This window comes from Burkholderia pseudomultivorans (assembly GCF_902499075.1).
Taxonomy (GTDB): domain Bacteria; phylum Pseudomonadota; class Gammaproteobacteria; order Burkholderiales; family Burkholderiaceae; genus Burkholderia; species Burkholderia pseudomultivorans.
This window is the reverse complement of sequence record NZ_CABVPP010000038.1, coordinates 44,621-70,346: the sequence shown is the minus strand read 5'-3', so window position 1 is coordinate 70,346 and position 25,726 is coordinate 44,621. Positions and strand designations below refer to the sequence as shown.

20 protein-coding genes are annotated in these 25,726 nt (G+C 66.3%); 3 read left to right on the top strand and 17 right to left on the bottom strand.

Translation table 11 applies throughout. The features are described from left to right. Window positions 1–148: 148 nt before the first annotated feature. Window positions 149–1,657, top strand: a complete 1,509-nt coding sequence (locus tag BST28156_RS22610) for a class I adenylate-forming enzyme family protein (RefSeq protein ID WP_174903409.1) — start codon at window positions 149–151, stop codon at window positions 1,655–1,657. 97 nt (window positions 1,658–1,754) lie between these two features. Here the strand turns inward: BST28156_RS22610 and BST28156_RS22605 are convergent, their stop codons facing one another. From BST28156_RS22605 to hemE, 4 genes are all read right to left on the bottom strand, one after another. After that, window positions 1,755–2,894, bottom strand: coding sequence for a branched-chain amino acid ABC transporter substrate-binding protein (locus BST28156_RS22605; RefSeq protein ID WP_174903408.1), 1,140 nt, complete (start codon window positions 2,892–2,894; stop codon window positions 1,755–1,757). Between the two features lie 84 nt (window positions 2,895–2,978). Then, window positions 2,979–6,911 (bottom strand): trifunctional transcriptional regulator/proline dehydrogenase/L-glutamate gamma-semialdehyde dehydrogenase, encoded by a 3,933-nt coding sequence (gene putA, locus BST28156_RS22600; RefSeq protein WP_174903407.1) that lies wholly within the window; start codon window positions 6,909–6,911, stop codon window positions 2,979–2,981. Window positions 6,912–7,294: 383 nt separating this feature from the next. Then, on the bottom strand, window positions 7,295–9,556 hold the full coding sequence (locus tag BST28156_RS22595) for a primosomal protein N' (RefSeq protein WP_174903406.1): 2,262 nt from the start codon (window positions 9,554–9,556) through the stop codon (window positions 7,295–7,297). A gap of 449 nt (window positions 9,557–10,005) precedes the next feature. Then, window positions 10,006–11,100, bottom strand: a complete 1,095-nt coding sequence (gene hemE, locus BST28156_RS22590; RefSeq protein WP_279611231.1) for a uroporphyrinogen decarboxylase — start codon at window positions 11,098–11,100, stop codon at window positions 10,006–10,008. Window positions 11,101–11,249: 149 nt separating this feature from the next. Between hemE and BST28156_RS22585 the strand changes: the two genes are divergently transcribed. Continuing rightward, the gene (locus tag BST28156_RS22585) at window positions 11,250–12,044 is read left to right on the top strand and encodes a transporter substrate-binding domain-containing protein (protein ID WP_174903405.1); all 795 of its coding nucleotides are present in this window, start codon (window positions 11,250–11,252) and stop codon (window positions 12,042–12,044) included. Window positions 12,045–12,047: 3 nt separating this feature from the next. Beyond that, window positions 12,048–12,314, top strand: coding sequence for a hypothetical protein (locus BST28156_RS22580; protein WP_174903404.1), 267 nt, complete (start codon window positions 12,048–12,050; stop codon window positions 12,312–12,314). 415 nt (window positions 12,315–12,729) lie between these two features. Here BST28156_RS22580 and BST28156_RS22575 read toward each other — a convergent pair whose 3' ends face one another. From BST28156_RS22575 to BST28156_RS22515, 13 genes are all read right to left on the bottom strand, one after another. Beyond that, window positions 12,730–14,457, bottom strand: a complete 1,728-nt coding sequence (locus BST28156_RS22575) for an AMP-binding protein (RefSeq protein ID WP_174903403.1) — start codon at window positions 14,455–14,457, stop codon at window positions 12,730–12,732. A 225-nt stretch (window positions 14,458–14,682) separates the two neighbouring features. After that, on the bottom strand, window positions 14,683–15,108 hold the full coding sequence (locus BST28156_RS22570; RefSeq protein ID WP_040128667.1) for a F0F1 ATP synthase subunit epsilon: 426 nt from the start codon (window positions 15,106–15,108) through the stop codon (window positions 14,683–14,685). Window positions 15,109–15,264: 156 nt separating this feature from the next. Then, window positions 15,265–16,659, bottom strand: coding sequence for a F0F1 ATP synthase subunit beta (atpD, locus tag BST28156_RS22565; protein ID WP_006762966.1), 1,395 nt, complete (start codon window positions 16,657–16,659; stop codon window positions 15,265–15,267). 66 nt (window positions 16,660–16,725) lie between these two features. After that, the gene (gene atpG / locus BST28156_RS22560; protein WP_060240267.1) at window positions 16,726–17,601 is read right to left on the bottom strand and encodes a F0F1 ATP synthase subunit gamma; all 876 of its coding nucleotides are present in this window, start codon (window positions 17,599–17,601) and stop codon (window positions 16,726–16,728) included. 116 nt (window positions 17,602–17,717) lie between these two features. Continuing rightward, window positions 17,718–19,259, bottom strand: a complete 1,542-nt coding sequence (gene atpA / locus BST28156_RS22555) for a F0F1 ATP synthase subunit alpha (RefSeq protein ID WP_060240264.1) — start codon at window positions 19,257–19,259, stop codon at window positions 17,718–17,720. A 44-nt stretch (window positions 19,260–19,303) separates the two neighbouring features. After that, the gene (locus BST28156_RS22550; RefSeq protein WP_009690281.1) at window positions 19,304–19,843 is read right to left on the bottom strand and encodes a F0F1 ATP synthase subunit delta; all 540 of its coding nucleotides are present in this window, start codon (window positions 19,841–19,843) and stop codon (window positions 19,304–19,306) included. Window positions 19,844–19,845: 2 nt separating this feature from the next. Then, complete coding sequence (locus BST28156_RS22545; RefSeq protein ID WP_060240262.1) at window positions 19,846–20,316, bottom strand: F0F1 ATP synthase subunit B; 471 nt, start codon at window positions 20,314–20,316, stop codon at window positions 19,846–19,848. 130 nt (window positions 20,317–20,446) lie between these two features. Continuing rightward, entirely contained in the window at window positions 20,447–20,716 is a 270-nt protein-coding gene (gene atpE / locus BST28156_RS22540; RefSeq protein WP_006482730.1) for a F0F1 ATP synthase subunit C, read from the bottom strand. A 75-nt stretch (window positions 20,717–20,791) separates the two neighbouring features. After that, window positions 20,792–21,643 carry a F0F1 ATP synthase subunit A gene (atpB, locus tag BST28156_RS22535; RefSeq protein WP_060240259.1) on the bottom strand — a complete coding sequence of 284 codons (852 nt, stop codon included), beginning with the start codon at window positions 21,641–21,643 and terminating at the stop codon, window positions 20,792–20,794. Window positions 21,644–21,751: 108 nt separating this feature from the next. After that, on the bottom strand, window positions 21,752–22,279 hold the full coding sequence (locus BST28156_RS22530; RefSeq protein ID WP_060240257.1) for an ATP synthase subunit I: 528 nt from the start codon (window positions 22,277–22,279) through the stop codon (window positions 21,752–21,754). A 555-nt stretch (window positions 22,280–22,834) separates the two neighbouring features. Further along, complete coding sequence (locus tag BST28156_RS22525; RefSeq protein WP_174903402.1) at window positions 22,835–23,962, bottom strand: SLC13 family permease; 1,128 nt, start codon at window positions 23,960–23,962, stop codon at window positions 22,835–22,837. Window positions 23,963–23,975: 13 nt separating this feature from the next. After that, window positions 23,976–24,869, bottom strand: coding sequence for a ParB/RepB/Spo0J family partition protein (locus tag BST28156_RS22520; protein ID WP_009690285.1), 894 nt, complete (start codon window positions 24,867–24,869; stop codon window positions 23,976–23,978). Between the two features lie 31 nt (window positions 24,870–24,900). Continuing rightward, window positions 24,901–25,680 carry a ParA family protein gene (locus tag BST28156_RS22515; protein WP_060240254.1) on the bottom strand — a complete coding sequence of 260 codons (780 nt, stop codon included), beginning with the start codon at window positions 25,678–25,680 and terminating at the stop codon, window positions 24,901–24,903. Window positions 25,681–25,726: the final 46 nt, after the last annotated feature.

Here is a 25,726-nt window from a genome sequence, read left to right as displayed (position 1 = left end):
GCCGACGCGTTCGTCGCGACGCGGCTCGCCGCGCCGGACTGGGGCCGCATCGCGGGCGGCTTCGAGCCGCGCGCGCTCGACGTCGCCGCGCTGCTGCAGCGCGCCTACCCGGCCTGACGCCGCGCCGCCCCTTCGCCCAGGAGCCCCGATGAACCTCGTCGCCGCCCTCGACCGCGCCGCCCGCGCGACGCCCGGCAAGCCGTTCCTCGTCAGCGAATCCGAGACGATCACCTATGCCGCCGCGCGCGAGCGCTCGCATCGCGCGGCCGCGGTACTGAGCGCGCTCGGCGTCGCGGCCGGCGACCGCGTCGCCGCGATGTGCTTCAACACGCCGGCCTTCGTCGACCTGATGTTCGGCGCGTGGCGGCTCGGCGCGGCGTTCGTGCCGATCAACCACAAGCTGCAGGCGCCGGAAGTCGACTACGTGCTCGAACACAGCCGCAGCAAGGTGCTGCTGTTCGACGTGGCGCTCGCGCCGGTGGTCGAACGCATCGTGCACCCGGCGCGGCGGCTCGTGACCGAAGGCGAGCTCGACGGCGTGCCGGGCTTCGACACGATGTGCGCGACGATGGACGGGCTTGCGGGCATCGAGCCCGCCGACGGCGACGTCGCGCAGATCCTCTACACGTCCGGCACGACCGGCCGCCCGAAGGGCTGCGTGCACAGCCATCGCACGGTGACGTTCGCGGCGATGTCGGCGGCGCTCGCGATCGGCATCGGCCGCAACGAGCGCACGCTGATGGCGATGCCGATCTGGCATTCGTCGCCGCTGAACAACTGGTTCGGCGGCACGCTGGTCGCGGGCGGCACCGTCGTGCTGCTGCGCGAATACCATCCGTTGCGCTTCCTGCAGGCGATCGAGCGCGAGCGCATCACGCTGTATTTCGGCGCGCCGGTGTCGTACACGCTGCCGCTCGACACGATCGATGGCTTTGCCGCGTTCGACCTGTCGAGCGTGCGCGCATGGCTGTACGGCGGCGGCCCGATCGGCGCCGCGCAGGCCGAGCGGCTCGCGCGCGCGTACCGCAGCGACGCGTTCTTCCAGGTGTACGGGATGACGGAGACGGGCCCGGCCGGCACGACGCTGTATCCGGACGAGCAGATCGCGAAGGCCGGTTCGATCGGCCGGCACGGCGGCCCGGGCGTCGACCTGCGCGTGGTGCGGCTCGACGGCGTCGACGCGCAGCCCGGCGAAACCGGCGAGATCTGGCTGAAGGCCGACAGCATGATGCTCGGCTATCTCGACGACGCAGCCGCGACGCGCGCCGCATTCGCGCCGGGCGGCTGGTACCGCACCGGCGACATCGCGCGCATCGATCAGGATGGCTATCTGTTCATCGTCGACCGGCTGAAGGACATGATCGTGACCGGCGGCGAAAACGTCTATTCGAAGGAAGTGGAAGACGTGCTCGGCGCACATCCGGACATCGCCGAGGCGGCCGTCGTCGGCGTCCCGCATCCCGAGTGGGGAGAAACGGTCGTCGCGCATGTCGTGATGCGCGCGAACGCGGCGGCCGACGCGGATGCGCTGCGCGCGTTCTGCCGCGAGCGGCTCGCCGCGTACAAGATCCCGCGCGAGTTCAGGTTCGCGCAGGCGCTGCCGCGCACGCCGACCGGCAAGCTGCAGAAGTTCCTGCTGCGCAAGCAGCCGGACTGAGACCCCGACGAAAAAGCCACCGGACCGAACGGCCCGATGGCTTTTACCCGCATGCCGGACGACGGCACATCGCCGCCGCCCGCAACATGCGCAATGCTTACTTGCCGCCGATGCTCTTCAGCGGCTTCCACTCGCCCTTCTCGACCTTGTACATCGTGATGCCGCCGTTCTTCAGGTCGCCCTTCGCGTCGTACGCGACGTGCGTCGACGTGACGCCCGCCATGTCGGTCTTCGCGAGCACCGGCAGGTACTTCGCCGGATCGGTCGAATCGGCCTTCTTCATCGCGTTGAGCATCGCCATCGCGCCGTCGTACGCGTACGGCGAGTAGGTCTGCACGTCTTCGCCGAAGCGCTTCTTGTACTTGTCCGCGTAAGACTTGCCGCCCGGCATTTCTTCCAGCGGCAGGCCGGCCAGCGATGCGATCGTGCCTTCGGCCGCGTTGCCCGCGATCTTCAGGAAGGTCGGCGTCTTCACCATTTCGCCGCTCATCAGCGGCGCCGTGATGCCGAGCGCCTTCATCTGCTTGACCATCGGTGCGGCCTGCGAATCCGCGCCGCCGTAGTAGACGAGGTCCGGCTTCGCGGCCTTCAGCTTGGTCAGGATCGCCTTGAAGTCGACCGCCTTGTCGTTCGTGAACTCGCGGTCGACGATCGTCGCGCCGCCGGCCTTCGCGGCCTTCTCGAACTGGTCGGCGAGACCCTGGCCGTAGGCCGTGCGGTCGTCGACGATCGCGATCTTCTTCATGCCGAGATCCTTCGACGCGAAGGTGCCCGCCACCGAGCCCTGCTGCGTGTCGGACGTCATCATCCGGAAGGTCGTCTTGTAGCCTTGCTGCGTGTACTCCGGCGCGGTCGCCATCGCGATTTCCGGGATGCCCGCGTTCGCGTAGATGCGCGAGGCCGGGATCGTCGTGCCCGAGTTGAAGTGGCCGAGCATGCCCTTGATGCCGTCGTCGACGAGCTTCTGCGCGACCGTCGTGCCGGTGCGCGGGTCGGCCTGGTCGTCCTGCGTGTCGAGCACGAACTTCACCGGCTTGCCGCCGATCTTCGGGTTGGTCGCGTTGAAATCGTCGAGCGCGAGCACGATCCCGTTCTGCATATCCTTGCCGTAGTGCGCCTGCGCGCCCGTCATCGGCCCTGCGTAACCGATCTTCACGTCATCCGCATGAGCCGTCCCCGCCAGCGACATGACCGCGACGAACGTCGCGCCTGCCAGCTTTTTCATCGTGTGTTGCATAGCATCTCCTTGGTACCAGGGTAAGTGGAGCGGCTTCGGGATCGCCTTGCCGCTTCCTTTGTTTGATCCGAGCGGCAAGGATGGTCAGCCGATCGTCATCAAATTCGCATTGCCGCCCGCCGCGGCCGTGTTCACGCTCACCGAACGCTCGGTCAGCAGCCGCTCGAGCGCGTAGTCCTCCGCGTCGCCGTTCTCGAACGCGCCCACCGACACGCCCTGCACCGACACGATCGGGCCCGGCCGCTGCGCGACGTCCTTCACCAGCGTCTGCAGCTCGTCGCTGTCGCCTTCGAACAGCACCGCGTCGAACGCCGCATCGGCCTGCTTGCGCACCGCCGCGTGCGCCTTCAGCGCGGCCGGCAGCGCGGCCGCCAGCGCCTCGCCCGCCGCGCCGGCGAACAGCGCGCGGTTGCCGGTCGCCAGCACCGCCGCGAACTGCGCGCGCGCGCCGGACGGCGTCGCCGCGACACACAGCACCGTGCCGCGCGGGCCGAGTGTATACGTGTTTCGCTCGCCCGTCGGCCCGGTCAGCACCGCGGTCGCGCCGGCCGGCACCTGCGCGAGATAGCCGTCGCAGCGCGCGGCCAGCGCCGGCTCGCGCTGCTCGATCAGCCAGTCGCGCAGCGCGGTCAGCGCCGCCGCCGGATGCGGGCGCTGGTCGCCCTCGACCGTGCCGTCCGCGATCAGCGTCTGCGCGAGCGAGCGCGGCAGGCCCGACGGACGCGTCGCGAGCAGGCGCTGCAGGTACAGCGCGCCGCCGGCCTTCGGGCCCGTGCCCGACAGCCCTTCGCCGCCGAACGGCTGCACGCCGACCACCGCGCCGATCACGTTGCGGTTCACGTAGATGTTGCCGACGTGCGCGCGCGAAATCACGTGCGCGATCGTCTCGTCGATCCGCGTGTGGATGCCGAGCGTCAGCCCGTAGCCGGTCGCGCGGATCTGTTCGAGCAGCTTGTCGAGCTGGCTGCGGCGATAGCGCACCACGTGCAGCACGGGGCCGAACACTTCGCGCTTCAGCTCGTCGATGCTGCCGATCTCGATCAGCGTCGGCGGCACGAACGTGCCGTGCGCGCAGGCCTCGGGCGCCGGCAGCTGCGTGACCGCGTGGCCCTTGTCCTTCATCGCCGCGACGTGCGCGTCGATCGTGCGCTTCGCGTCGGCGTCGATCACCGGGCCGACGTCCGTCGACAGGCGGTCCGGGTTGCCGAGCGTGAGCTCCTGCATCGCGCCCTTCAGCATCGTCAGCGTGCGGTCCGCGACATCGTCCTGCAGACACAGAACGCGCAGCGCCGAACATCGTTGACCAGCCGAGTCGAACGACGACTGCATCACGTCCGCGACGACCTGCTCCGCGAGCGCCGACGAATCGACGATCATCGCGTTCTGGCCGCCCGTTTCGGCGATCAGCGGAATCGGCTTGCCGTCCGGGTCGAGGCGCGCGGACAGCGTCTTGTTGATCAGGCGCGCGACTTCGGTCGAGCCCGTGAACATCACCGCACGCGTGCGCGGATCGGCGACCAGCGCCGCGCCGACGGTCTCGCCGTCGCCCGGCAGCAGTTGCACCGCGCCGGCCGGCACGCCGGCCTCGCGCAGCAGGCGCACGGCCTGCGCGGCGATCAGCGGGGTCTGCTCGGCCGGCTTCGCGAGCACCGTGTTGCCGGCCGCCAGCGCGGCGGCGACCTGGCCCATGAAGATCGCGAGCGGGAAGTTCCACGGGCTGATGCAGACCACCGGGCCGAGCGGACGATGCGTGTCGTTCGAGAATTCGCCGCGGATCTGCGCCGCGTAGTAGCGCAGGAAGTCGACCGCTTCGCGGATCTCGGCGATCGCGTTCGGCAGCGACTTGCCCGCTTCGCGCACGATCAGGCCCATCAGCGTGTGCATCTGCGCTTCGAGCAGGTCGGCTGCGCGCACCAGGCAGTCGGCGCGCGCATCGACCGGCGTCGCCTGCCAGATCGGCGCGGCCGCGACCGCGTGCGCGAGCGCCGCGCTCACGTGCTCGGCCGTCGCCTCGCTGACGGTGCCGACCACGTCGCGCTGGTCCGCCGGATTGCGCACGTCGCGGGCCGGCGCGTCGGCGAGCGCGTCGTCGGCCAGCATCGGCGCCGCGCGCCACGGGTGATGTGCGCTCGCGAGCAGCGCGGACGACAGCGACGCGAGGCGATGCTCGTTCGACAGGTCGAGGCCCATCGAGTTGGGACGCTCGTCGCCGTACAGGTTGCGCGGCAGCGGGATCTTCGCGTGCGGCGCGCCGAGCGGCACGACCTTCGACGCCTCGTCGACCGGATCGGCAACCAGCTCCTTCACCGAGACCGACTTGTCGGCGATGCGGTTCACGAACGACGTGTTCGCGCCGTTTTCGAGCAGACGGCGCACCAGATACGCGAGCAGCGTCTCGTGCGTGCCGACCGGCGCGTACACGCGGCACGGCCGGTTCAGCTTGTCGCGGCCCGTCACTTCCTCGTACAGCGGCTCGCCCATGCCGTGCAGGCACTGGAATTCGTACTGGCCCGGGTAGTAGTTCTGGCCGGCCAGGTGATAGATCGCGGCGAGCGTGTACGCGTTGTGCGTCGCGAACTGCGGGTAGACCGCGTCGGGCGCCGCGAGCAGCTTCTTCGCGCACGCGAGGTACGACACGTCCGTGTAGATCTTGCGCGTGTAGACCGGATAGCCTTCGAGGCCGTCGACCTGCGCCCGCTTGATTTCGGTATCCCAGTACGCGCCCTTCACGAGGCGGATCATCAGGCGATGGCGGCTGCGGCGCGCGAGATCGATCAGGTAGTCGATCACGAACGGGCAGCGCTTCTGGTAGCCCTGCACGACGAAGCCGATGCCGTTCCAGCCGGCAAGCTCCGGATCGAAGCACAGCGCTTCGAGCAGGTCGAGCGACAGCTCGAGCCGGTCGGCTTCTTCCGCATCGATGTTCAGGCCGATGTCGTAGCGGCGCGCGAGCAGCGCGAGCGCGCGCACGCGCGGCAGCAGCTCGCTCATCGTGCGGTCCTGCTGCGAGCGCGAATAGCGCGCGTGCAGCGCCGACAGCTTGATCGAGATGCCGGGGCCTTCGTAGATGCCGCGGCCGCCGGCCGCCTTGCCGATCGCGTGGATTGCCTGCTCGTACGACGCGTAGTAGCGCTGCGCGTCCTCTTCGGTCGTCGCCGCTTCGCCGAGCATGTCGTACGAGTAGCGGAACCCGCGCGCCTCGTACTTGCGGCTGTTTGCCAGCGCTTCGGAAATCGTCTCGCCGGTGACGAACTGCTCGCCCATCAGGCGCATCGCCATGTCGACGCCCTTGCGGATCAGCGGCTCGCCGCCGCGGCCGATCAGGCGCGTGAGCGCCGACGACAGGCCCGCTTCGCTGTTGGTCGTCACGAGCTTGCCGGTGATCATCAGGCCCCAGGTCGCCGCGTTCACGAACAGCGACGGCGCATGGCCGACGTGCGAGCGCCAGTCGCCCTTGCTGATCTTGTCGCGGATCAGCGCATCGCGCGTCGCGCGATCGGGGATGCGCAGCAGCGCTTCGGCGAGGCACATCAGCGCGACGCCTTCCTGGCTCGACAGCGAGAACTCGTGGATCAGCCCTTCGACGCCGCCGCCCGAGCTTTTCTCGCGCAGCGCCTCGACCAGCCGGGTCGCGAGCGACTGCACGTCCGCCTGCAGGTTGGCGGGCAGCCGCGCCTGGCCGAGCAGGAACGGCACGCATTCCGGTTCGGGACGGCGATACGCGGCCGTGATCGCCGCGCGCAGCACCGATTGCGGCTGCACGTTCTGCGCGAATTCGAGGAACGGGTGCGGCGAGTTGTCGTCGTCGCCGTCCGCGGCCTGGCCGTCGGCGAGATCCGCGACGCCGCTGTGGCCGGACAGTTCGGGCGGCAGCTGGCCGTGCTCGATCCGTTCGAGATACGCGAAGATCGCCTGCTTGATCAGCCAGTGGGGCGTGCGTTCGAGACGCGTGGCCGCGTCTTTCAGGCGCGAGCGGAGAAGGTCGTCGACTTTGACGCCGAGGGTGGTGCTTGCCATGGTGGGTTCGTGTGCCGGCGCGAGTCCGACGAAATGACGTGAGAGGATGCGCGAAATCCTACGGCACGCAATAAAAAGGTGCAACCCAATTTCAAGTCAGGTTGCACCAACAGTTTTATCAATATAATCAATGGCTTACGGAGTTGCAACCTAGGGGTTGCCCGCGGTATGGGGATCGGTGTTTTCCCTGATCGGACACATTCGGCATGCGTGTGCAACCGTCGGGACGGATGCCGGCCGATGAAAACGGTTGCACTGTGCACGTCGGCGCAGGCTGCACGGCAGACGGAAAACCGGCGACGACGGATGGCGGCGCGCACGCCGCGCGGCGTCGAACCCGGCCGTCGCAACGCGCTGAGCGACGCGCGCTCGCGTCGCTCGGATCAGATATCGAGCGGATCGACCTCGACGCTCCAGCGCAGCACGCCCTTCAGCGCGCGCAGTTCGGGCTGCCATGCACGCAGCGCATGCTGCAGCGCGGCGCGCGACGCGCTTTCGAGCAGCAGTTGCGCGCGATGCACGTTCGCGACCTTGACGATCGTCATCGGCACCGCGTCGTAGACCGTCACGCGATCGGCGCCCGGCAGCCCCGGCAACGCGGCCGCGGCCTGCTGCAGGAACGCGAGCGCCGCGTCGAGCGTGCGCGCTTCGGCGCGCAGCAGCGCCTGGTAGACGAACGGCGGCAGGTGCGCGTCGCGGCGCTCGCCGAGCGTCGAATTCGCGAAGCCGACGTAATCGTGCCGCGCGAGCGCGTGGTACAGCGCATGACGCGGATAGCGCGTCTGCACCAGCACCTCGCCCGGCAGCCCGGCACGCCCTGCGCGGCCGCTGACCTGCATCAGCTGCGCAAACAGCCGCTCGCTCGCGCGGAAGTCGTGCGAGAACAGCGCGGTGTCGGCATTGAGCACGCCGACCAGCGACACGCGCTGGAAGTCGTGCCCCTTCGCGATCATCTGCGTGCCGACCAGGATATCGACTTCGCCCGCATGCACGTCGGAGAACAGCGCCTGCGCGCTGCCCTTGCGGCGCGTGCTGTCCGCGTCGATGCGCAGCACGCGCGCGCCCGGCACCACGTCGGCGAGCGATTCCTCGATGCGCTGCGTGCCGCGTCCGAGCGGCGCGATGTCGACGTTCCCGCATTCGGGGCAGGAACGTGGAATGCGCGCCTCCCAGCCGCAGTGGTGGCAGCGCAGCGCGTGCTCGGGCTTGTGCAGCACGACGTACGCACTGCAGCGCGGGCAGCCCGCGACCCAGCCGCACGCGTCGCACGCGAGCTGCGGCGCATAGCCGCGCCGGTTCAGGAACACGAGACTTTGCTCGCCGCGCTCGAGCCGCGCCTTCAGCGCCGCGACCAGCGGCCCCGACAGCCCGCCCATCGACGCGCGCCCGCGCCGCCGCTCTTCCTCGAGATCGATCAGCCGCACGGCCGGCAGCGTCGCGTCGGCCACCGCGCGGCGCGACAGCGTGAGCCGCGTGTAGCGCCCCTGCTCGGCCTGCCACCAGCTTTCGAGCGACGGCGTCGCGGAGCCGAGCACGACCGGGATGTCGAGCTGCTTCGCGCGCCACACGGCGAGATCGCGCGCCGAATAGCGCAGCCCTTCCTGCTGCTTGTACGCCGGCTCGTGCTCCTCGTCGACGACGATCAGCGCGAGCGTCGGCAGCGACGCGAGCACCGCGAGACGCGTGCCGAGCACGATCCGCGCGCGGCCCGTATGCGCGGCGAGCCAGTTGCGCGCACGCTCGCCTTCGGCCAGCCCGCTGTGCAGCGTGACGATCGCGTCGTCGGCGAGCGCGCCCGCGAAGCGCGCGCGGAACGCCGCCTCGAACTGCGGCGTCAGGTTGATTTCGGGAACCAGCACCAGCGCCTGCGCGTCGGGCCGCGCGTCGAGCAGCGACGCGAGCGCATGCAGATAGACCTCGGTCTTGCCGCTGCCCGTCACGCCGTGCAGCAGGAACGGCGCGAAGCCCTGCGCCGCGCGGATCGCGTCGAGCGCCTCGGCCTGCTGGTCGGTGAGCGACGGCGGCACAGCTCGTCCACCGGTTGTCGACAGCTTATCCACAGACTTGGGCACAGCCGCGTCGGCCCAGCCGATTTCCGCGATGTCGACCCAGCCGCGCGCCGCCCAGTCGTCGAGCGTCGCGGCCGCCTTCGGATGCAGCGCGCGCGCATCGGGCAGCGTCAGCGAATCGGCGTCGGCCAGCGCCTGCGCGAGCCGCCGCAGCGCGGCTCCGCGCGCCGGCAGCGCATCAGGCAGCGCCGCGCGGCCGGCTTCGGTCAGCCGGTAGCGCACCTCGGGCGCCAGCAGCCGCCCCCAGCGGCCGGCGTCGCGCAGTGCCTGCGGCAGCGCCGGCAGCGCCACTTCGCCGCGTCCGCGCTGGTAGTAGTCGGCGGCGAACGACACGAGCGCGAGCCAGTCCGCCGACAGCGGCGGCAGATCGGCGCAGACGGCGTCGATCGCGCGCAGCCGGGACGGCGGCACGTCGGTGTGAGTCGTCACTTCGCAGACGAGGCCGACGGCCTGCCGCCTGCCGAACGGCACCTGCACGAGCGTGCCCGGCACGGGCGCCGGCTGCACGTCGCAGCGATAGTCGAACAGCGTCGCGAGCGGATGGTCGAGTGCAACCCGCAGATAGGTGCCGTCCATCACCGCGCTCCGGTCGGGACGGGTGTCGCGCAGACGGCCTGCGCGCGCGTCCGCATCGCGGCGGCGAACTTAAAGTAAAACTTCAGATTCGGCGCTAAGTTTTGGATTCGCATTAGGAATCGCCGCAATACGCTGCCCAGCCTGTGGATAACTTTGTTGAGAACTCGCCATCCGCGGCGCGCGGAGCGCGCGGGGCCGTGCTTTGCGGCGTTTTTGCCCGTCTCCGACGGGCCCCCGCGGAGCCTTATTCCATAAGGCTGCTATTCAAATTCCCGAATCATAGCGAGGTAAATTGACCGACACAGGGCTCTACCGCGCTGCAACGTGGAAAATGTGCATAAGTCAAGTCTTGACAAGCATCGAATCGGCATCCGGTGCGGGGTTGCGCCCTGTTTAGCACCGGCCGCGCAACGCGCTCATCCCGCAGCGCAGCATGAGCGCGCTTGCATTCAGCCGGCAGCTCCGCTACGGATCGCGCGGCTGTGGCGATGCACCTCGTCGACGAGTTCGGCGACGTGTTCGGGCGGCGTGAACTGCGAAATGCCGTGCCCGAGGTTGAACACGTGGCCCGGATGGTTGCCGTAGCTGTCGAGCACCGCGCGCGCCTGTTCGCGCACCACGGCCGGCGGCGCGAACAGGATCGTCGGGTCGAGGTTGCCCTGCAGCGCCACGCGCCCCGCGACGCGTTCGCGCGCGGCGCCGACATTGACCGTCCAGTCGAGCCCGACCGCATCGACGCCGGTCGACGCGATTTCCTCGAGCCACAGCCCGCCGCCCTTCGTGAACGTGATCACCGGTACGCGCTCGCCATCGTGCTCGCGCTTGAGCTGCGCGACCACGCGGCGGATGTAGTCGAGCGAATAGCGCTGGTATGCACCGTCGGCCAGCGCGCCGCCCCATGTGTCGAAGATCATCACGGCCTGCGCGCCCGCTTCGATCTGCGCGTTCAGGTACGCGGCCACCGCCTGCGCGTTCACGTCGAGGATCCGGTGCATCAGGTCGGGGCGCGCATACGCCATCGACTTGACCGTACGGAAGTCGTCCGAGCCGCCGCCTTCGACCATGTAGCACGCGAGCGTCCACGGACTGCCGGAGAAGCCGATCAGCGGCACGCGCTGGCGGCCCTGGCCGTCGGTCAGCGCGCGGCGGATCTCGCGCACGGCGCCGGTCACGTAGCCGAGCGTCTCCTCGATGTCCGGCACCGCGAGCTTCGCGACGTCGGCCTCGGTGCGCACCGGATGCGCGAACTTCGGCCCTTCGCCGACCTGGAAGTCGAGGCCGAGGCCCATCGCGTCGGGAATCGTCAGGATGTCCGAGAACAGGATCGCGGCGTCGAGCGGAAAGCGCTCGAGCGGCTGCAGCGTCACTTCGGTCGCGTAGTCGGGATTCTTCGCGAGGCCGAGGAAGCTGCCGGCGCGCGCACGCGTCGCGTTGTACTCGGGCAGATAGCGGCCGGCCTGGCGCATCAGCCAGATCGGCGTGTAGTCGGTCGGCTCGCGCAGAAGCGCACGCAGGAAGGTGTCGTTGAGCAGGTTATGGGCCACGGTGAGAGCGACGATGCGAAGGCAAAGCGGCATTTTACCGGAGCGGCGCGCACAGGCTGCGCATGCCGGTGCGATGGCGGCCATATGACGCGCGCGATGGCTCCGTTATGATCGGACGCTGTTATCGAACCGAACCATGGAGGAGACCGATGAAGACACTCGCGACGATCGCTGCGGCCGCGGCCGCACTGCTTTGCTGCGGCGCCGCGCATGCGCAGGCCGCGACAGCCAGCCCCGCCGCCGCGTCGCGGCTCGACGACGTGCTCGCGCGCGGCACGCTGCGCGTCTGCACGACGGGCGACTACAAACCGTACTCGTACTACCGCGCGGACGGCCGCTTCGAAGGCATCGACATCGACATGGCCGAATCGCTCGCGAAATCGCTCGGCGTGAAGACTGACTACGTGAAGACGAGCTGGCCGAACCTGACCGCCGACTTCGTGGCGAAGTGCGACATCGCGGTCGGCGGCGTATCGACCACACTCGAGCGGCAGAAGCGCGCGTTCTTCACGCAGCCGTACGTGGTCGACGGCAAGACGGCGATCGTGCGCTGCGCGGACGCCGACAAGTACCAGACCGTCGCGCAGATCGACCGGCCCGACACGCGCGTGATCGTGAACCCGGGCGGCACCAACGAGCGTTTTGCGAAGCAGCATTTCACGCATGCGAACCTGACCGTCTATCCGGACAACGTGACGATCTTCAAGCAGATCCTCGCGGGCAAGGCGGACGTGATGGTGACGGATGCGTCCGAGACGCTGCTGCAGCAAAAGCTGAATCCGGGGCTGTGCTCGGTGCATCCGGACAAGCCGTTCCAGTTCGGCGAGAAGGCGTACATGGTGCCGCGCGGCGACGTCGTGTTCCAGCAGTACGTCGACCAGTGGCTGCACCTTGCGCTGTCGACCGGCGAATACCAGGCGATCTCGGACAAGTGGCTGAAGTAGGCGATGCATGCCGCCCGCGCGGCGACGGCCGATAACGGGCATGACCCCGTTCCGGTCGCCGTCGCACGCCCGTCGATATCGCACCGGAACGAAAAGTCGGCTTCATTTGGCCGATTGGCCGACTACCGCGCATCGCGCGCACGTTTCAAAATCTTTCTGACGATTGAATCGACTCATGCCGATGCGCGATCTCGACGCATTTTCTCGCCTGAAAATGAACGCTTCATCGAGCCGGATACGCGCGAAAAACGCACCGTATGCATACGATGAAAACTCTGCCGAATACATGGGTAAAAATGACCTTTTTCAGGATCCCGAAAACTGCAAAAAATCCCGGAAAGCCTTGTCTGGCGGGCGTTACAACCTGAAACACTTTGTTACCGCGACAGGTCATTAATTCGCCCACAATGGCCTCAACGGTTTCAACACGGATGCGGTCTCGTGTGCCAAGTGTGAGCGGACGCGAAGCGCTGCGAGCCAGTCGGTCACGTACCGAAGCCCTTCCGAGGGGCATCCCTGTTGGAGTCGTTTCCGGCTCCCCCGCCGGACACGGTTTCAACTTTGGTCTCCTCGCGCTAACCCCGTAGCGTGTGGTTTTTAGCGGGCTAATAAGCCCGCTTTTTTTCGTCCTTAGAAAACGCGGCAGCCCCTCGTCGGGGCGCCGCGTTCTTCGTTCGCCGAACCGTCAGGCCGTCTTCTGCACGTCGAGCTTCAGCTCGTCGATCATCCGCTCGCGCATCACGAACTTCTGGATCTTGCCCGTCACCGTCATCGGCAGCTCGTCGACGAAGCGGACATAGCGCGGGATCTTGTAGTGGGCAATCTGCCCCTGGCAGAACGCGCGCACGTCGTCCTCGGTCATCTGCTCGTCCGCGCGCAGCACGATCCACGCGCACAGCTCCTCGCCGTATTTCGGATCGGGCACGCCGAACACCTGCGCGCTCTGAATCTTCGGATGCCGAAACAGGAATTCCTCGATCTCGCGCGGATACACGTTCTCGCCGCCGCGAATCACCATGTCCTTCAGCCGGCCGACGATATTGCAGTAGCCGTCCGCGTCGAGCGTCGCGAGGTCACCCGTATGCATCCAGCCGTCGACCAGCACTTCGCGCGTCTTCGCATCGTCGTCCCAGTAGCCGAGCATCACCGAATAGCCCTTCGTGCACAGCTCGCCGGTCGCGCCGACCGGCACGATCTCGCCGCTCGGGTCGACGATCTTCACTTCGAGATGCGGCTGGATGCGGCCGACCGTCGTCGTGCGCTTCTCCAGCGGATCGTCGGTCGAGCTCTGGAACGACACGGGGCTCGTCTCGGTCATCCCGTACGCGATCGTGATCTCCGACAGATGCATCTGCGACACGACGCGCTTCATCGTCTCGATCGGACACGGCGAGCCGGCCATGATCCCGGTGCGCAGCGTCGACAGGTCGAACTTCGCGAACTCCGGATGATCGAGTTCCGCGATGAACATCGTTGGCACGCCGTGCAGCGCGGTGCAGCGCTCCTCCGACACCGCCGCGAGCGTCGCGACCGGGTCGAACGCCTCGCCCGGAAACACCATCGCCGCGCCCTTCGACACGCACGCGAGCACGGCCAGCACCATGCCGAAGCAGTGATACAGCGGCACCGGAATGCACAGCGCGTCCTGCTCGCTGAAACGCATCGCCATCGCGATCGAGCGCGCGTTGTTGACGACGTTGCGATGCGTGAGCGTCGCGCCCTTCGGGCTGCCGGTCGTGCCGCTCGTGAACTGGATATTGATCGGATCGGTCGACGCGAGCGTCGCGCCGAGCGCATCGAGCGCGGCCGCATCGACCGCTTCGCGGCCGCGCGCCATCACGTCCGCGAAGCGGAACATGCCGGCTGGCGCGACGTCGCCCATCGACACGACCATGCGCAGGCTCGGCACGCGCGCCGCGTGCAGGTCGCCCGGCGTCGCGGTCGCGAGTTCCGGCGCGAGGGTCTGCAGCATCTCGACATACGCGGACGTCTTGAAGCGCTCGGCGGCGATCATCGCCTTGCAGCCGACCTTGTTCAGCGCGTATTCGAGTTCCGCGAGCCGGTAGGCGGGATTGATGTTGACGAGGATCGCGCCGATCCGCGCGGTCGCGAACTGCGTGAGCAGCCATTCGCTGCGGTTCGGCGACCAGATGCCGACGCGGTCGCCCTTCGCGATGCCGAGCGCGGCGAGCCCCGCTGCAAGCACGTCGACCTCGTGCGCGAACTCGCGCCAGGTCCAGCGCACCTGCTGCTCGCGAAACACGACGGCCGGCCGGTCGGGAAAGCGCGCCGCCGTATCGAGCAGGAATCGGCCGATCGTCGCCTCCGACAGCGGCACGTCGGTCGCGCCGCGCACGTACGACAGTCCGTTCTCGGGCGCGATCAGCGCCCCCACGCCAAGGTCTGCTGCCATGAGTGTCTCCGTCCGTTTTGTCTGATCAGGCCTCGCCTGCGCCGTCGCGCGGCGCGGCCTCATCGCGGATGATGCCGCGCTCCGCTGACGATACTCTGACAGCAAATCGCGGCGCGCGGATGAAATAGCACGACCGGACGGAACGATGCGTCGCGCGGCGGCAAACCGCAGACGAAAAAAAAGCAGCCCGAGGGCTGCTTTCTTTCGCGGGATGCGCGACGCGGCTCAGTGCCGGCTGCGAATCTTCGCCAGACGCTGGATCGCCTCGAGCTGCGCCATCGCGGTCGCGAGCTCGGATTGCGCCTTCGCGAGGTCGATGTCCGACTTCGCGTTCTGCAGCGTCTCCTCGGCGCGCTTGCGCGCTTCCTCGGCCTTCGCCGAGTCGAGGTCCTTGCCGCGGATCGCGGTGTCGGCGAGCACCGTCACGGCGCCCGGCTGCACTTCGAGAATGCCGCCCGCGACGAACACGAATTCGTCGTTGCCGCCCTCGACTTCGATGCGCACCGCACCCGGACGAATCCGCGTGATCAGCGGCGTGTGACCCGGCAGAATACCCAGCTCACCCGTTTCGCCCGGCAGCGCGACGAATTTCGCCTCGCCCGAGAAGATCTGCTCTTCCGCGCTGACGACGTCTACTTTGATGGTTGCCATATCGACTCCTGTCGATCGGAGTATGCGCTTTGGCGCGTACTCCGATCCCATGCACGGCGGGTTGAGCGTGTTGCTGCGGCGCGAGCGGCCGGGGGATAAGTCACTGGTGACTTATTCCCCAGCCGGCACGCGCCGGCGTGCTACTCACTCGAACCCTTACTGGATCTTCTTGGCCTTCTCGAAGGCTTCGTCGATCGTGCCGACCATGTAGAACGCCTGTTCCGGCAGGTGGTCGCACTCGCCGTCGACGATCATCTTGAAGCCGCGGATCGTTTCCTTCAGCGGCACGTACTTGCCCGGCGAGCCCGTGAACACTTCAGCGACGTGGAACGGCTGCGACAGGAAACGCTGGATCTTACGCGCACGGGCGACCGACAGCTTGTCTTCCGGCGACAGTTCGTCCATGCCCAGAATCGCGATGATGTCGCGCAGTTCCTTGTAGCGCTGCAGCGTCTGCTGAACGCGGCGGGTGATCGAGTAGTGCTCTTCACCGATCACGTTCGGGTCGATCTGGCGCGACGTCGAGTCGAGCGGGTCGACCGCCGGGTAGATACCCAGCGAAGCGATGTCACGCGACAGCACGACGGTTGCGTCGAGGTGGCCGAAGGTGGTTGCCGGCGACGGGTCGGTCAAGTCATCCGCAGGGACGTACACGGCCTGAACCGACGTAATCGAGCCCTTCTTGGTCGACGTGATGCGTTCCTGCAGCTTGCCCATTTCTTCAGCCAGCGTCGGCTGATAGCCCACGGCCGACGGCATACGGCCGAGCAGTGCCGACACTTCGGTACCGGCCAGCGTGAAACGGTAGATGTTGTCGACGAAGAACAGCACGTCGAGGCCTTCGTCGCGGAAGAACTCGGCCATCGTCAGGCCGGTCAGCGCGACGCGCAGACGGTTGCCCGGCGGCTCGTTCATCTGGCCGTACACCAGCGCGACCTTGTCGAGAACGTTCGAGTCCTTCATTTCGTGGTAGAAGTCGTTCCCTTCACGGGTACGCTCGCCCACGCCCGCGAACACGGAGTAACCGCCGTGCTCCTTCGCGATGTTGTTGATGAGCTCCATCATGTTGACGGTCTTGCCCACGCCTGCACCGCCGAACAGACCGACCTTGCCGCCCTTTGCGAACGGGCAGATCAGGTCGATGACCTTGATGCCCGTTTCGAGCAGCTCGGTCGACGGCGACAGTTCGTCGAACGCCGGCGCCTTCTGGTGGATCGAACGCTTCGTTTCGCTTTCGATCGGGCCCGCTTCGTCGATCGGACGGCCGAGCACGTCCATGATCCGGCCGAGGGTCGGCTTGCCGACCGGCACCGAGATCGGGTTGCCCGTGTTCTTCACGGTCAGGCCGCGGCGCAGGCCGTCGGATGCACCCAGACAGATGGTACGGACCACGCCGTCGCCCAGCTGCTGCTGGACTTCGAGCGTCAGTTCCGAGCCATCGAGAATGAGCGCGTCGTAGATCTTCGGCATGCTTTCGCGCGGGAATTCCACGTCGATAACGGCGCCGATGCACTGTACGATCTTGCCTTCTACCAAAGCAGCAGTACTCATCGCTTTTCCTTTAAATACCTGATTCTTTACTCGCGCAAAGGCGCAGTTGTCGTCCCGGACGCGCGCTTAAACAGCGGCTGCGCCGCCGACGATCTCCGACAGTTCCTTCGTGATCGCGGCCTGACGGCTCTTGTTGTACACGAGCTGCAGTTCGCTGATCACCGTCTTCGCGTTGTCGGACGCGGCCTTCATCGCGACCATGCGCGCCGATTGCTCGGACGCCATGTTCTCCGCGACGGCCTGGTACACCAGCGCCTCGACGTAACGCACGAGCAGTTCGTCGACGACTGCCTGCGCGTCCGGCTCGTAGATGTAGTCCCACGACGTGGCCGGCGTACCGTCGTCGGCCTCGAAGTGCTCCGACGACAGCGGCAGCAGCTGCTCGATCACCGCTTCCTGCTTCATCGTGTTGATGAAGCGCGTGTACGCGAGATAGACCGCCGACAGCTTGCCTTCCGAGTACAGATCGAGCTGCGTCTTCACGGCGCCGATCAGCTTGTCGAGATGCGGGGTGTCGCCGAGGTGCACGACCTGCGACATCACCTTCGCGCCGAAACGGTTCAGGAACCCGAGGCCCTTGCCGCCGATCGCGGTGGCTTCGACCTTCTGGCCCTTCTCTTCCAGCTCCTTGAACTTCTGCACCGTCGCACGCAGCACGTTGGTGTTCAGACCGCCGCACAGACCCTTGTCCGTCGTGACGAGGATGATGCCGGCCGTCTTCGCGCCGTCGTTTGCCACCATGAACGGGTGGCGGTACTCCGGGTTCGCGCGGCTCATGTGCGCGGCGATGGCACGGACCTTGTCCGCGTACGGACGAGCGGCGCGCATGCGTTCCTGCGCGCGGCGCATCTTCGATGCGGCCACCATCTCCATCGCCTTCGTGATCTTGCGCGTGTTCTGCACGCTCTTGATCTTGCCGCGAATTTCCTTCATTCCAGCCATAGCTTGCTCCTTTGCGCCCCGAGTTAGCGCTTCAGCGCTTTACTCGGGGCTCATGCACCGCTCACCGAAGCGGCGCGGGCGCATCACCCGCGCGGCCTCAGTGTGTCACTCGCGGATCAATAGGCACCCGACTTCTTGAAGGATTCGATCGCCGCGCGCAGCGCGCCTTCGTCGTCCTTCGAGAGATCCTTGGTGTCTTCGATGCGCTTGATGAGGTCAGCGTGGCTGGTCTTCAGGTTTTCGCGCAGGCCCTTCTCGAACGACAGCACCTGCTTCACGTCGAGATCGTCGAGGTAGCCGTTGTTCGCGGCGTACAGCGACACGGCCAGCTCCCACACCTGCAGCGGCTGGTACTGCGGCTGCTTCAGCAGTTCCGTCACGCGGCGGCCGCGCTCGAGCTGCTTGCGGGTCGCTTCGTCGAGGTCCGATGCGAACTGCGCGAATGCGGCGAGTTCACGGTACTGTGCGAGGTCGGTACGGATACCGCCCGACAGCTTCTTCACGACCTTCGTCTGCGCGGCGCCACCGACGCGCGACACCGACACGCCGGCGTTGATTGCCGGGCGGATGCCTGCGTTGAACAGGTCGGTTTCCAGGAAGATCTGGCCGTCGGTAATCGAGATCACGTTCGTCGGAACGAACGCGGTCACGTCGCCAGCCTGCGTTTCGATGACCGGCAGGGCCGTCAGCGAGCCGCTCTTGCCCTTCACTTCGCCGTTCGTGAACTTCTCGACATACTCTTCCGACACGCGAGCCGCGCGCTCGAGCAGACGCGAGTGCAGATAGAACACGTCGCCCGGGTACGCTTCACGGCCCGGCGGGCGGCGCAGCAGCAGCGAGATCTGACGGTATGCCCATGCCTGCTTGGTCAAGTCGTCATAGATGATCAGCGCGTCCTGGCCGCGATCGCGGAAGTACTCGCCCATCGTGCAGCCCGCGTACGGCGCGAGGTACTGCATCGCGGCGGAATCCGATGCCGAAGCGGCGACGACGATGGTGTACTCCATCGCGCCCGTTTCTTCGAGCTTGCGCACCACGTTCATGATCGACGAAGCCTTCTGGCCGATCGCGACGTAGATACAGATCAGGTCCTTGCCCTTCTGGTTGATGATCGCGTCGAGCGCCACCGCGGTCTTGCCGCACTGACGGTCGCCGATGATCAGCTCACGCTGGCCGCGGCCGATCGGCACCATCGCGTCGATCGACTTGATGCCCGTCTGCACCGGCTGCGACACCGACTTGCGCCAGATCACGCCCGGGGCGATCTTTTCGATCGCGTCGGTCAGCTTCGCGTTGACCGGGCCCTTGCCGTCGATCGGGTTGCCGAGCGCGTCGACCACGCGGCCGACGAGTTCCGGACCGACCGGGACTTCCAGAATGCGGCCCGTCGTCTTGACGATGTCGCCTTCCGAGATGTGTTCGTATTCGCCGAGAATCACCGCGCCGACCGAGTCGCGCTCGAGGTTCAGCGCGAGGCCGAACGTGTTGCCCGGAAACTCGAGCATTTCGCCCTGCATCACGTCGGACAGGCCGTGGATGCGCACGATACCGTCGGTCACGGAGATCACGGTGCCCTGGTTGCGAACGTCTGCGCTCGCTTCAAGGCCCTGGATCCGGCTCTTGATCAGCTCGCTGATCTCAGAGGGATTGAGTTGCATTATTCGCTCCTGATAGTCAATTCTGTTGCGTGCCGGCGTGGCGCTCAGGCGGTCAACGCAGCCTGCATCGATGCGAGGCGCGCACGAACCGAGGTGTCGAGCACTTCGTCGCCGACCGTCACGCGCACGCCGCCGATCAGCGACGAATCGACTTCGACCGTCGGTTTCAGCTTGCGCTTGAACTTGCGTTCGAGGCTCGCGACAAGCGTGTCGAGATCCGCGCCGTTCAGCGGGAACGCGCTCACGATCTCGGCGTCGGCTGCACCTTCGCGTTCGTTCTTGAGCGCCTCGAACTGCTCGGCGATTTCCGGCAGCAGCGCGATGCGATGATTGTCGACCAGCATCTGCACGAAGTTCTTCGCTTCCGCACCGGTCGCGAGCGGCGACTTCACCGCGGCAAGCAGCAGCTCGGCCACTTGCGCGCGCGTCACCTTCGGATTCGACGCGATGGACAGCACTTCCGGCAGACGCGCAACCTGGGCCAGCTCTTGCACGAGCGTGGACCAGGCGGCGATGTCACCTCCCTCGGCCACGCGGAACAGCGCTTCTGCGTAAGGGCGGGCGATGGTTGCAAGTTCGGCCATGATCAGAGCTCGGCTTTCAGTTGATTCAGCAGTTGGGCGTGGGCCGTTTGATCGACTTCGCGCTTCAGGATCTGCTCGGCGCCCTTCACGGCCAGCGCGGCGACTTCACCACGCAGCGCTTCGCGCGCCTTCACGATTTGCTGTTCTGCTTCCGCCTTCGCCTGGGCGACGATGCGGGCGGCTTCAGCCTGGGCGTTGGCCTTGATTTCCTCGGCGACCGCCTGGGCACGCTTTTCAGCGTCGGCGATGCGCTGCTGGCCGTCGTTGCGGGCCTGCGCGAGTTCCTGGTCCACGCGCTTGTGCGCTGCTTCGAGTTCCAACTTGCCCTTTTCGGCGGCGGCCAGGCCGTCGGCGATCTTCTTCGAACGTTCGTCGAGGGCGTTGATCAACGGCGGCCACACGAACTTCATCGTGAACCACGCGAGGACCAGGAACACGACCATTTGCGCAAACAGAGTTGCGTTGAGATTCACGGTGTTTCCTTATCTGCTATTCCGGAAAAATGAAACGGTAAGGCGCTCATCGAGTTGCATTCGATCAGCGCCCCAAGTCTCCGTTCCGCCCTGCGCCGGCGTTACACCGGGCGCATATTTCCGAGGAACCTTAGCCTGCGAGCTTCGACAGGAGCGGGTTCGCGAACGCGAACAGCATTGCAACACCCACGCCGATCAGGAATGCCGCGTCGATCAGGCCAGCCAGCAGGAACATCTTCGTTTGCAGCGGGTTGATGAGTTCCGGCTGACGTGCGCAGGCTTCGATGTACTTACCACCCATCAGCGCGATACCGATACAGGCGCCGATTGCACCCAGGCCGATGATGATGCCGATACCGATGGCGGTCAGACCCTGGATGTTGGCGATGTAAGCTTGCATGATCACTCCTTTGAGAAAAGACTTGGAACTGAGATTTAAAAAACTAAAACGAAGACTCTTGTTTGCACGCCGTGCTTAATGCTTGTCGTGCGCCTGGCCGAGATACACCAGCGTCAGCATCATGAAAATGAATGCCTGCAACAGAACAATCAGGATGTGGAAGATTGCCCAGACGCTGCCTGCGATCACATGACCAACGAAGCCGAGGAACGTTGCATCGCCACCGAAGCTCCACATGCTGCCGAGCAGGGCGATCAACAGGAACAACAGCTCACCCGCGTACATGTTGCCGAACAGCCGCATGCCGAGCGAGACGGTTTTCGCGACGTATTCGACGATGTTCAGCGCGAGGTTCGGGATCCAGAGCAGCGGGTGGCCGCCGAACGGCGCCGACAGCAGCTCATGCACAAACCCGCCCGCGCCCTTGATCTTGATGCTGTAGTAGATCATCAGGACGAACACGCCAAGCGCGATGCCGAGCGTGCCGTTCAGGTCGGCCGTCGGAACGATGCGATGGTGGGAGATCACGTCCGACAGACCGAGCCAGCCGATGATGCGGCCCGGCAGGTCGACGGGAAGGAAGTCGAGGGAGTTCATCAGCGCGACCCACACGAACACCGTGAGGGCGAGCGGGGCGATGAAGGTGCGATTGCCGTGGACGATGGCCTTCGACTGGTCTTCGACCATTTCGACGAGCATCTCGATCGCGCACTGGAAGCGGCCCGGCACGCCCGGCGTCGCCTTGCGGGCAGCCAGGCGCAGCACGACGATCGTCACGATGCCGCAGACGATCGACCAGAACAGCGTGTCGAGATTCCAGACGTGGATGTCGAAAATCGACGTCTGATGCGAGGTGGAGAAATTCTGCAAGTGGTGCGCAATGTACTCGGACGGATCCGGACCGCGCGTGCCTTCGCTAGCTGCCATATCGTTAATGCCACCCAAATTGTCGAAAATCGTTTTGCCTGTTCCGCAACACGCTATTGCGGGAACGGGCCGGTGCGATTCGTTGTCGAAACCGCACGCTGCTGTTTTTTACCGCCAGGCCAGCGCGATCCAGTACGTCTTCAGCACGACGAGGTACGTGACGAGGAGCGGCACCCAGTGCACGCCGGCCCAGCCGAACGCCACTGCTGCAAACATCCCGATCGTCAGGCCGAGCTTCAGGGCTTCGCCCATCACCCAGCTCATCACGGTGGCCGAGCCACCGGCCTTCAGTCGTGCCACGAACAACGCGCTGGGCACCCAGCCGATCGCTCCGCCCAGAAACGCGGATTGCGCAGCGGCGCCCGGCGACTTCGAAAACAGCCACCACGCCAGCGTTGCAACCAGGGACAGGGCCACCTGCACGATCACCACCTTCGAGGGGGTCACGCGCGACGGCTTGCTCACGTTCGGGCCGAACAGCCTCTCGGCCTCCTCCCGCGTGAGCGGAACGATGTTGTTATCCTGCTGCTCGGCATCCCAGTCGTCGGCATCGGATTCGCGCCGCTCGCCGGCCGCTGAAGCGGTGCGTTGCGCGCGGTGATCATCGTGCCCGTTGTTCGGCGCCTGACCCGCCATCGCAGTATTCCGCAAAATCCTGAAACCAGCCCCAAGCTTTCCGAAAGCTTTCAGGGGTGCCTAGCTAACAAATCCGGGCGATTGTAAGCGATAGTTGCAACTGATTCAAGGCTTTAGACGCGACAAAAACCAGCGTAAAACGACCACTCATCATGTGAAAAACGCGCGAATCGACGACGTACGATGACAGTTGTAAGGTCAACTTTCCGCACCGGTATTTGTTGCAGGGAAAAGTCGGCCGGCATCGGATAGCGGCGGAAACGACGCCCGATTGGAGCAGCCTCGGCGCAACGGGATCGGGACAGGAAAGTCGCCGTGAAGCAGCGACTTGAAACGGCGCGCAGGCGGACACCGGAAGCAAGCGAAACGCTGTGCGCCGCCGCACGCGATCGACGCGCACCGCACAACGACCGTGAATCGAATAATCCGCGCGATAGTTGCAATGCCGCCACAGGCGATCGACTGTGGATTACGCCACCCCCACGCCACACCCGATCACAGCGAATGCTGTGCGACCACCCTCGCCGCACCGCCTCTTGAAACTGTGCGCGCCGCTCAACCGTGCAGCAGCCACGCTCCCAGCGCCGCACTGGCCAGCGCGAACGGGATCGATAGGAGATGAAACGGCAGCCACATGCGCGGCTCCTTCGCGAGGCGCACCGCGATCAGGTTCGCGAGCGAGCCGATCGCGAAGCCGAAGCCGCCGACCGACACACCGAACGCCAGTGCGCGCCAGTCATGCGTGAACTCCGACAACAGGATCGCGGCCGGCACGTTGCTGATTCCCTGCGACAGCACGGCGCCCGCCGCGAAGACGCGCAGCGGCGAATCGAGCTGCGCCCGCGCGATCGCGTCGTGCACGACCGGCAGCGCCGCCGCGCTGCGCAGCACGACGAACATCAGCACGAAAATCAGCAGCAGCAGCCAGTCGATCTTCAGGACTGCCTGACGCTGGACGACGAGCAGCACGATCGCGACGGCGATCAGGCCCGGCAGCGGATGGTGCGCGTCGGCAAGCAGCACGAATGCGGCGAACATCACCGCAGCGATCAGCGCGTGCATGCGCTGCACCGGCCGCGCCGCGACGTCGCCCGACAGGTCGAGCGGCTTCGCGCGAAACATGCACGCGGTCAGCACCAGCAGCAGCGCCATCAGCGCGGCGGCCAGCGGCCCGAGCGTCACGACGAAGCGGCCGAACGACACGCCGCTCAATTGCCACAGGAAAAGATTCTGCGGATTGCCGAGCGGCGTCGCGACCGACCCCGCATTGACGGCCAGCGCGACGACGATCACAAGCCGGCGAAACGGCAGCGGCGTCAGCGCGCGCAGCGACACCATCAGCGGCACGACGACGAACAGCGCGACGTCGTTGGTCAGCCACATCGACAGCGCGGCTGCGAATACGACCAGCAGCATCGCAAGGCCGCGCTCGGAATGCACGTGATGAACGATGCGGTGTGCGAGCCACATCAGGCAGCCGGACAGCTCGAGCGCCTTGGTCAGCATCAGCAGCCCCGCGAGCGTCGCGACCGTCTGCCAGTCGACGCGACCGGCCAGTACACCGAATGGTTGCGGACGCATCCATTGCAGCGCGATCAGACCCAGCACCAGCACCGACAGCACGGGCTCCTGCGCGAGCCATCCGAGCCACCGGCGCGGCGCCGGTGCGCCCGTGTCATCCATCGATGCCGCCTCGTTATTCTTCGGTTGCGACGTTGCCGCGCAGGCGCGCGAGAATGCCTTCGAGCGCATCGAGGTTGCCGAAGTCGATCATCACCTGCCCTCGCCCGCGCCGGCCGAGCTTGATCTTCACCGTCGACGCCAGCAGGTCGGACAACTCCTCCTCGAGACGACGCGTGTCGCGCCCGCCGTCGTCCTTCGCGCGCGCCTTCACGGCCGGCGCTTCCTTCGTCGTCTGCGCGACGAGTTTCTCGGTCTCGCGCACCGACATGCGCTTGTTGACGACCTGGTGCGCGAGCGTGATCTGCGTCGCCGCATCGACCGCGAGCAGCGCGCGCGCATGCCCCATGTCGAGATCGCCCGCGAGCAGCATCGTCTGTACCGGCGAGGCGAGGTTCAGCAGGCGCAGCAGGTTCGACACCGCGCTGCGCGAACGGCCAACCGACTCGGCCGCCTGTTCGTGCGTGAAACCGAACTCGTCGAGCAGGCGCTGGATGCCGTGCGCCTCTTCCAGCGGATTCAAATCCTCGCGCTGGATGTTCTCGATCAGCGCCATCGCGGCAGCGGCCTGATCGGATACATCCTTCACCAGTACCGGCACCTCGTCGAGCCCGGCGAGACGCGCCGCGCGGAAACGCCGCTCGCCCGCGATGATCTCGTATTTGTCTGATGAAATGGGCCGCACCAGGATCGGCTGCATCACGCCCTGTGCGCGAATGCTGGCCGCCAGCTCCTGCAGGCTACCTTCGTCCATCCGCGTGCGCGGCTGGTACTTGCCGGCCTGCAGCTTGCCGAGCGCGAGCGTGTTCGGCGCCCCTTCGATCTTCACCGCTTCGGTGATGTCGGCGCTGCCGCCGAGCAGCGCTTCGAGGCCACGTCCCAAGCCCTTCTTCTTTGGTACGGCGTTCATGTCTTTCTTCCTCGCTTCGCTCATGTCCGGCTCACGATGCCTCGAACGCGCGGACGCGCTCGATCATCTCTGCACCGAACTGGAGATAGGCCTGCGCACCGCGCGAGCTGCGATCGAACACGACGCCCGGCAGCCCGTAGCTCGGCGCTTCCGCCAGCCGCACGTTCCGCGGAATCACCGCGTCGAACACCTTGTCGCCGAAGTGCGCTTTCAGTTGATCGGAGACCTGCTGCTGCAGCGTGATGCGCGGATCGAACATCACGCGCAGCAAGCCGATGATCTTCAGGTCGCGGTTCATGTTCGCGTGAACCTGCTTGATCGTGTTGACCAGATCGGACAGCCCTTCCAGCGCGAAATACTCGCACTGCATCGGAATCACGACGCCATGCGCCGCGCACAGTCCGTTCAGCGTCAGCAACGACAGCGTCGGCGGGCAGTCGATCAGCACGAAATCGTAGTCGTCGGCGACGCGGTCGAGCGCGGCCTTCAACTGACGCTCGCGGTTGTCGATGCCGATCAGCTCGATCTCCGCACCGGACAGCTCGCGGTTCGCGGGCAGCACGTCGTACTTGACCGCCTCCGGCCGGATACGCGCATCGGCAACCGACACGCCGTCGACCAGCACTTCGTACACGGTCGATTCGCATGCGGCCTTGTCGATCCCGCTGCCCATCGTCGCGTTGCCCTGCGGGTCGAGATCGATCAGCAGGACTCGTTGCTCCTGCGCTGCAAGGCTTGCGGCGAGATTGACCGATGTCGTCGTCTTGCCGACGCCCCCCTTCTGGTTCGCAACGCAGAAGATCTTTGCCATCGTTGGTGTGTTCCTCTTACCTTCAAACAATCGGCGCGCCAGCGCG

What these genes read in the sequence shown, in the direction of transcription:
- BST28156_RS22610 (WP_174903409.1), top strand. Translation starts at nt 149, where the DNA reads ATGAACCTCGTCGCCGCCCTCGACCGCGCCGCCCGCGCGACGCCCGGC.
- BST28156_RS22605 (WP_174903408.1), bottom strand. Translation starts at nt 2,894, where the DNA reads ATGCAACACACGATGAAAAAGCTGGCAGGCGCGACGTTCGTCGCGGTC.
- putA (WP_174903407.1), bottom strand. Translation starts at nt 6,911, where the DNA reads ATGGCAAGCACCACCCTCGGCGTCAAAGTCGACGACCTTCTCCGCTCG.
- BST28156_RS22595 (WP_174903406.1), bottom strand. Translation starts at nt 9,556, where the DNA reads ATGGACGGCACCTATCTGCGGGTTGCACTCGACCATCCGCTCGCGACG.
- BST28156_RS22585 (WP_174903405.1), top strand. Translation starts at nt 11,250, where the DNA reads ATGAAGACACTCGCGACGATCGCTGCGGCCGCGGCCGCACTGCTTTGC.
- BST28156_RS22580 (WP_174903404.1), top strand. Translation starts at nt 12,048, where the DNA reads ATGCATGCCGCCCGCGCGGCGACGGCCGATAACGGGCATGACCCCGTT.
- BST28156_RS22575 (WP_174903403.1), bottom strand. Translation starts at nt 14,457, where the DNA reads ATGGCAGCAGACCTTGGCGTGGGGGCGCTGATCGCGCCCGAGAACGGA.
- BST28156_RS22570 (WP_040128667.1), bottom strand. Translation starts at nt 15,108, where the DNA reads ATGGCAACCATCAAAGTAGACGTCGTCAGCGCGGAAGAGCAGATCTTC.
- atpD (WP_006762966.1), bottom strand. Translation starts at nt 16,659, where the DNA reads ATGAGTACTGCTGCTTTGGTAGAAGGCAAGATCGTACAGTGCATCGGC.
- atpG (WP_060240267.1), bottom strand. Translation starts at nt 17,601, where the DNA reads ATGGCTGGAATGAAGGAAATTCGCGGCAAGATCAAGAGCGTGCAGAAC.
- atpA (WP_060240264.1), bottom strand. Translation starts at nt 19,259, where the DNA reads ATGCAACTCAATCCCTCTGAGATCAGCGAGCTGATCAAGAGCCGGATC.
- BST28156_RS22550 (WP_009690281.1), bottom strand. Translation starts at nt 19,843, where the DNA reads ATGGCCGAACTTGCAACCATCGCCCGCCCTTACGCAGAAGCGCTGTTC.
- atpE (WP_006482730.1), bottom strand. Translation starts at nt 20,716, where the DNA reads ATGCAAGCTTACATCGCCAACATCCAGGGTCTGACCGCCATCGGTATC.
- atpB (WP_060240259.1), bottom strand. Translation starts at nt 21,643, where the DNA reads ATGGCAGCTAGCGAAGGCACGCGCGGTCCGGATCCGTCCGAGTACATT.
- BST28156_RS22530 (WP_060240257.1), bottom strand. Translation starts at nt 22,279, where the DNA reads ATGGCGGGTCAGGCGCCGAACAACGGGCACGATGATCACCGCGCGCAA.
- BST28156_RS22525 (WP_174903402.1), bottom strand. Translation starts at nt 23,962, where the DNA reads ATGGATGACACGGGCGCACCGGCGCCGCGCCGGTGGCTCGGATGGCTC.
- BST28156_RS22520 (WP_009690285.1), bottom strand. Translation starts at nt 24,869, where the DNA reads ATGAACGCCGTACCAAAGAAGAAGGGCTTGGGACGTGGCCTCGAAGCG.
- BST28156_RS22515 (WP_060240254.1), bottom strand. Translation starts at nt 25,680, where the DNA reads ATGGCAAAGATCTTCTGCGTTGCGAACCAGAAGGGGGGCGTCGGCAAG.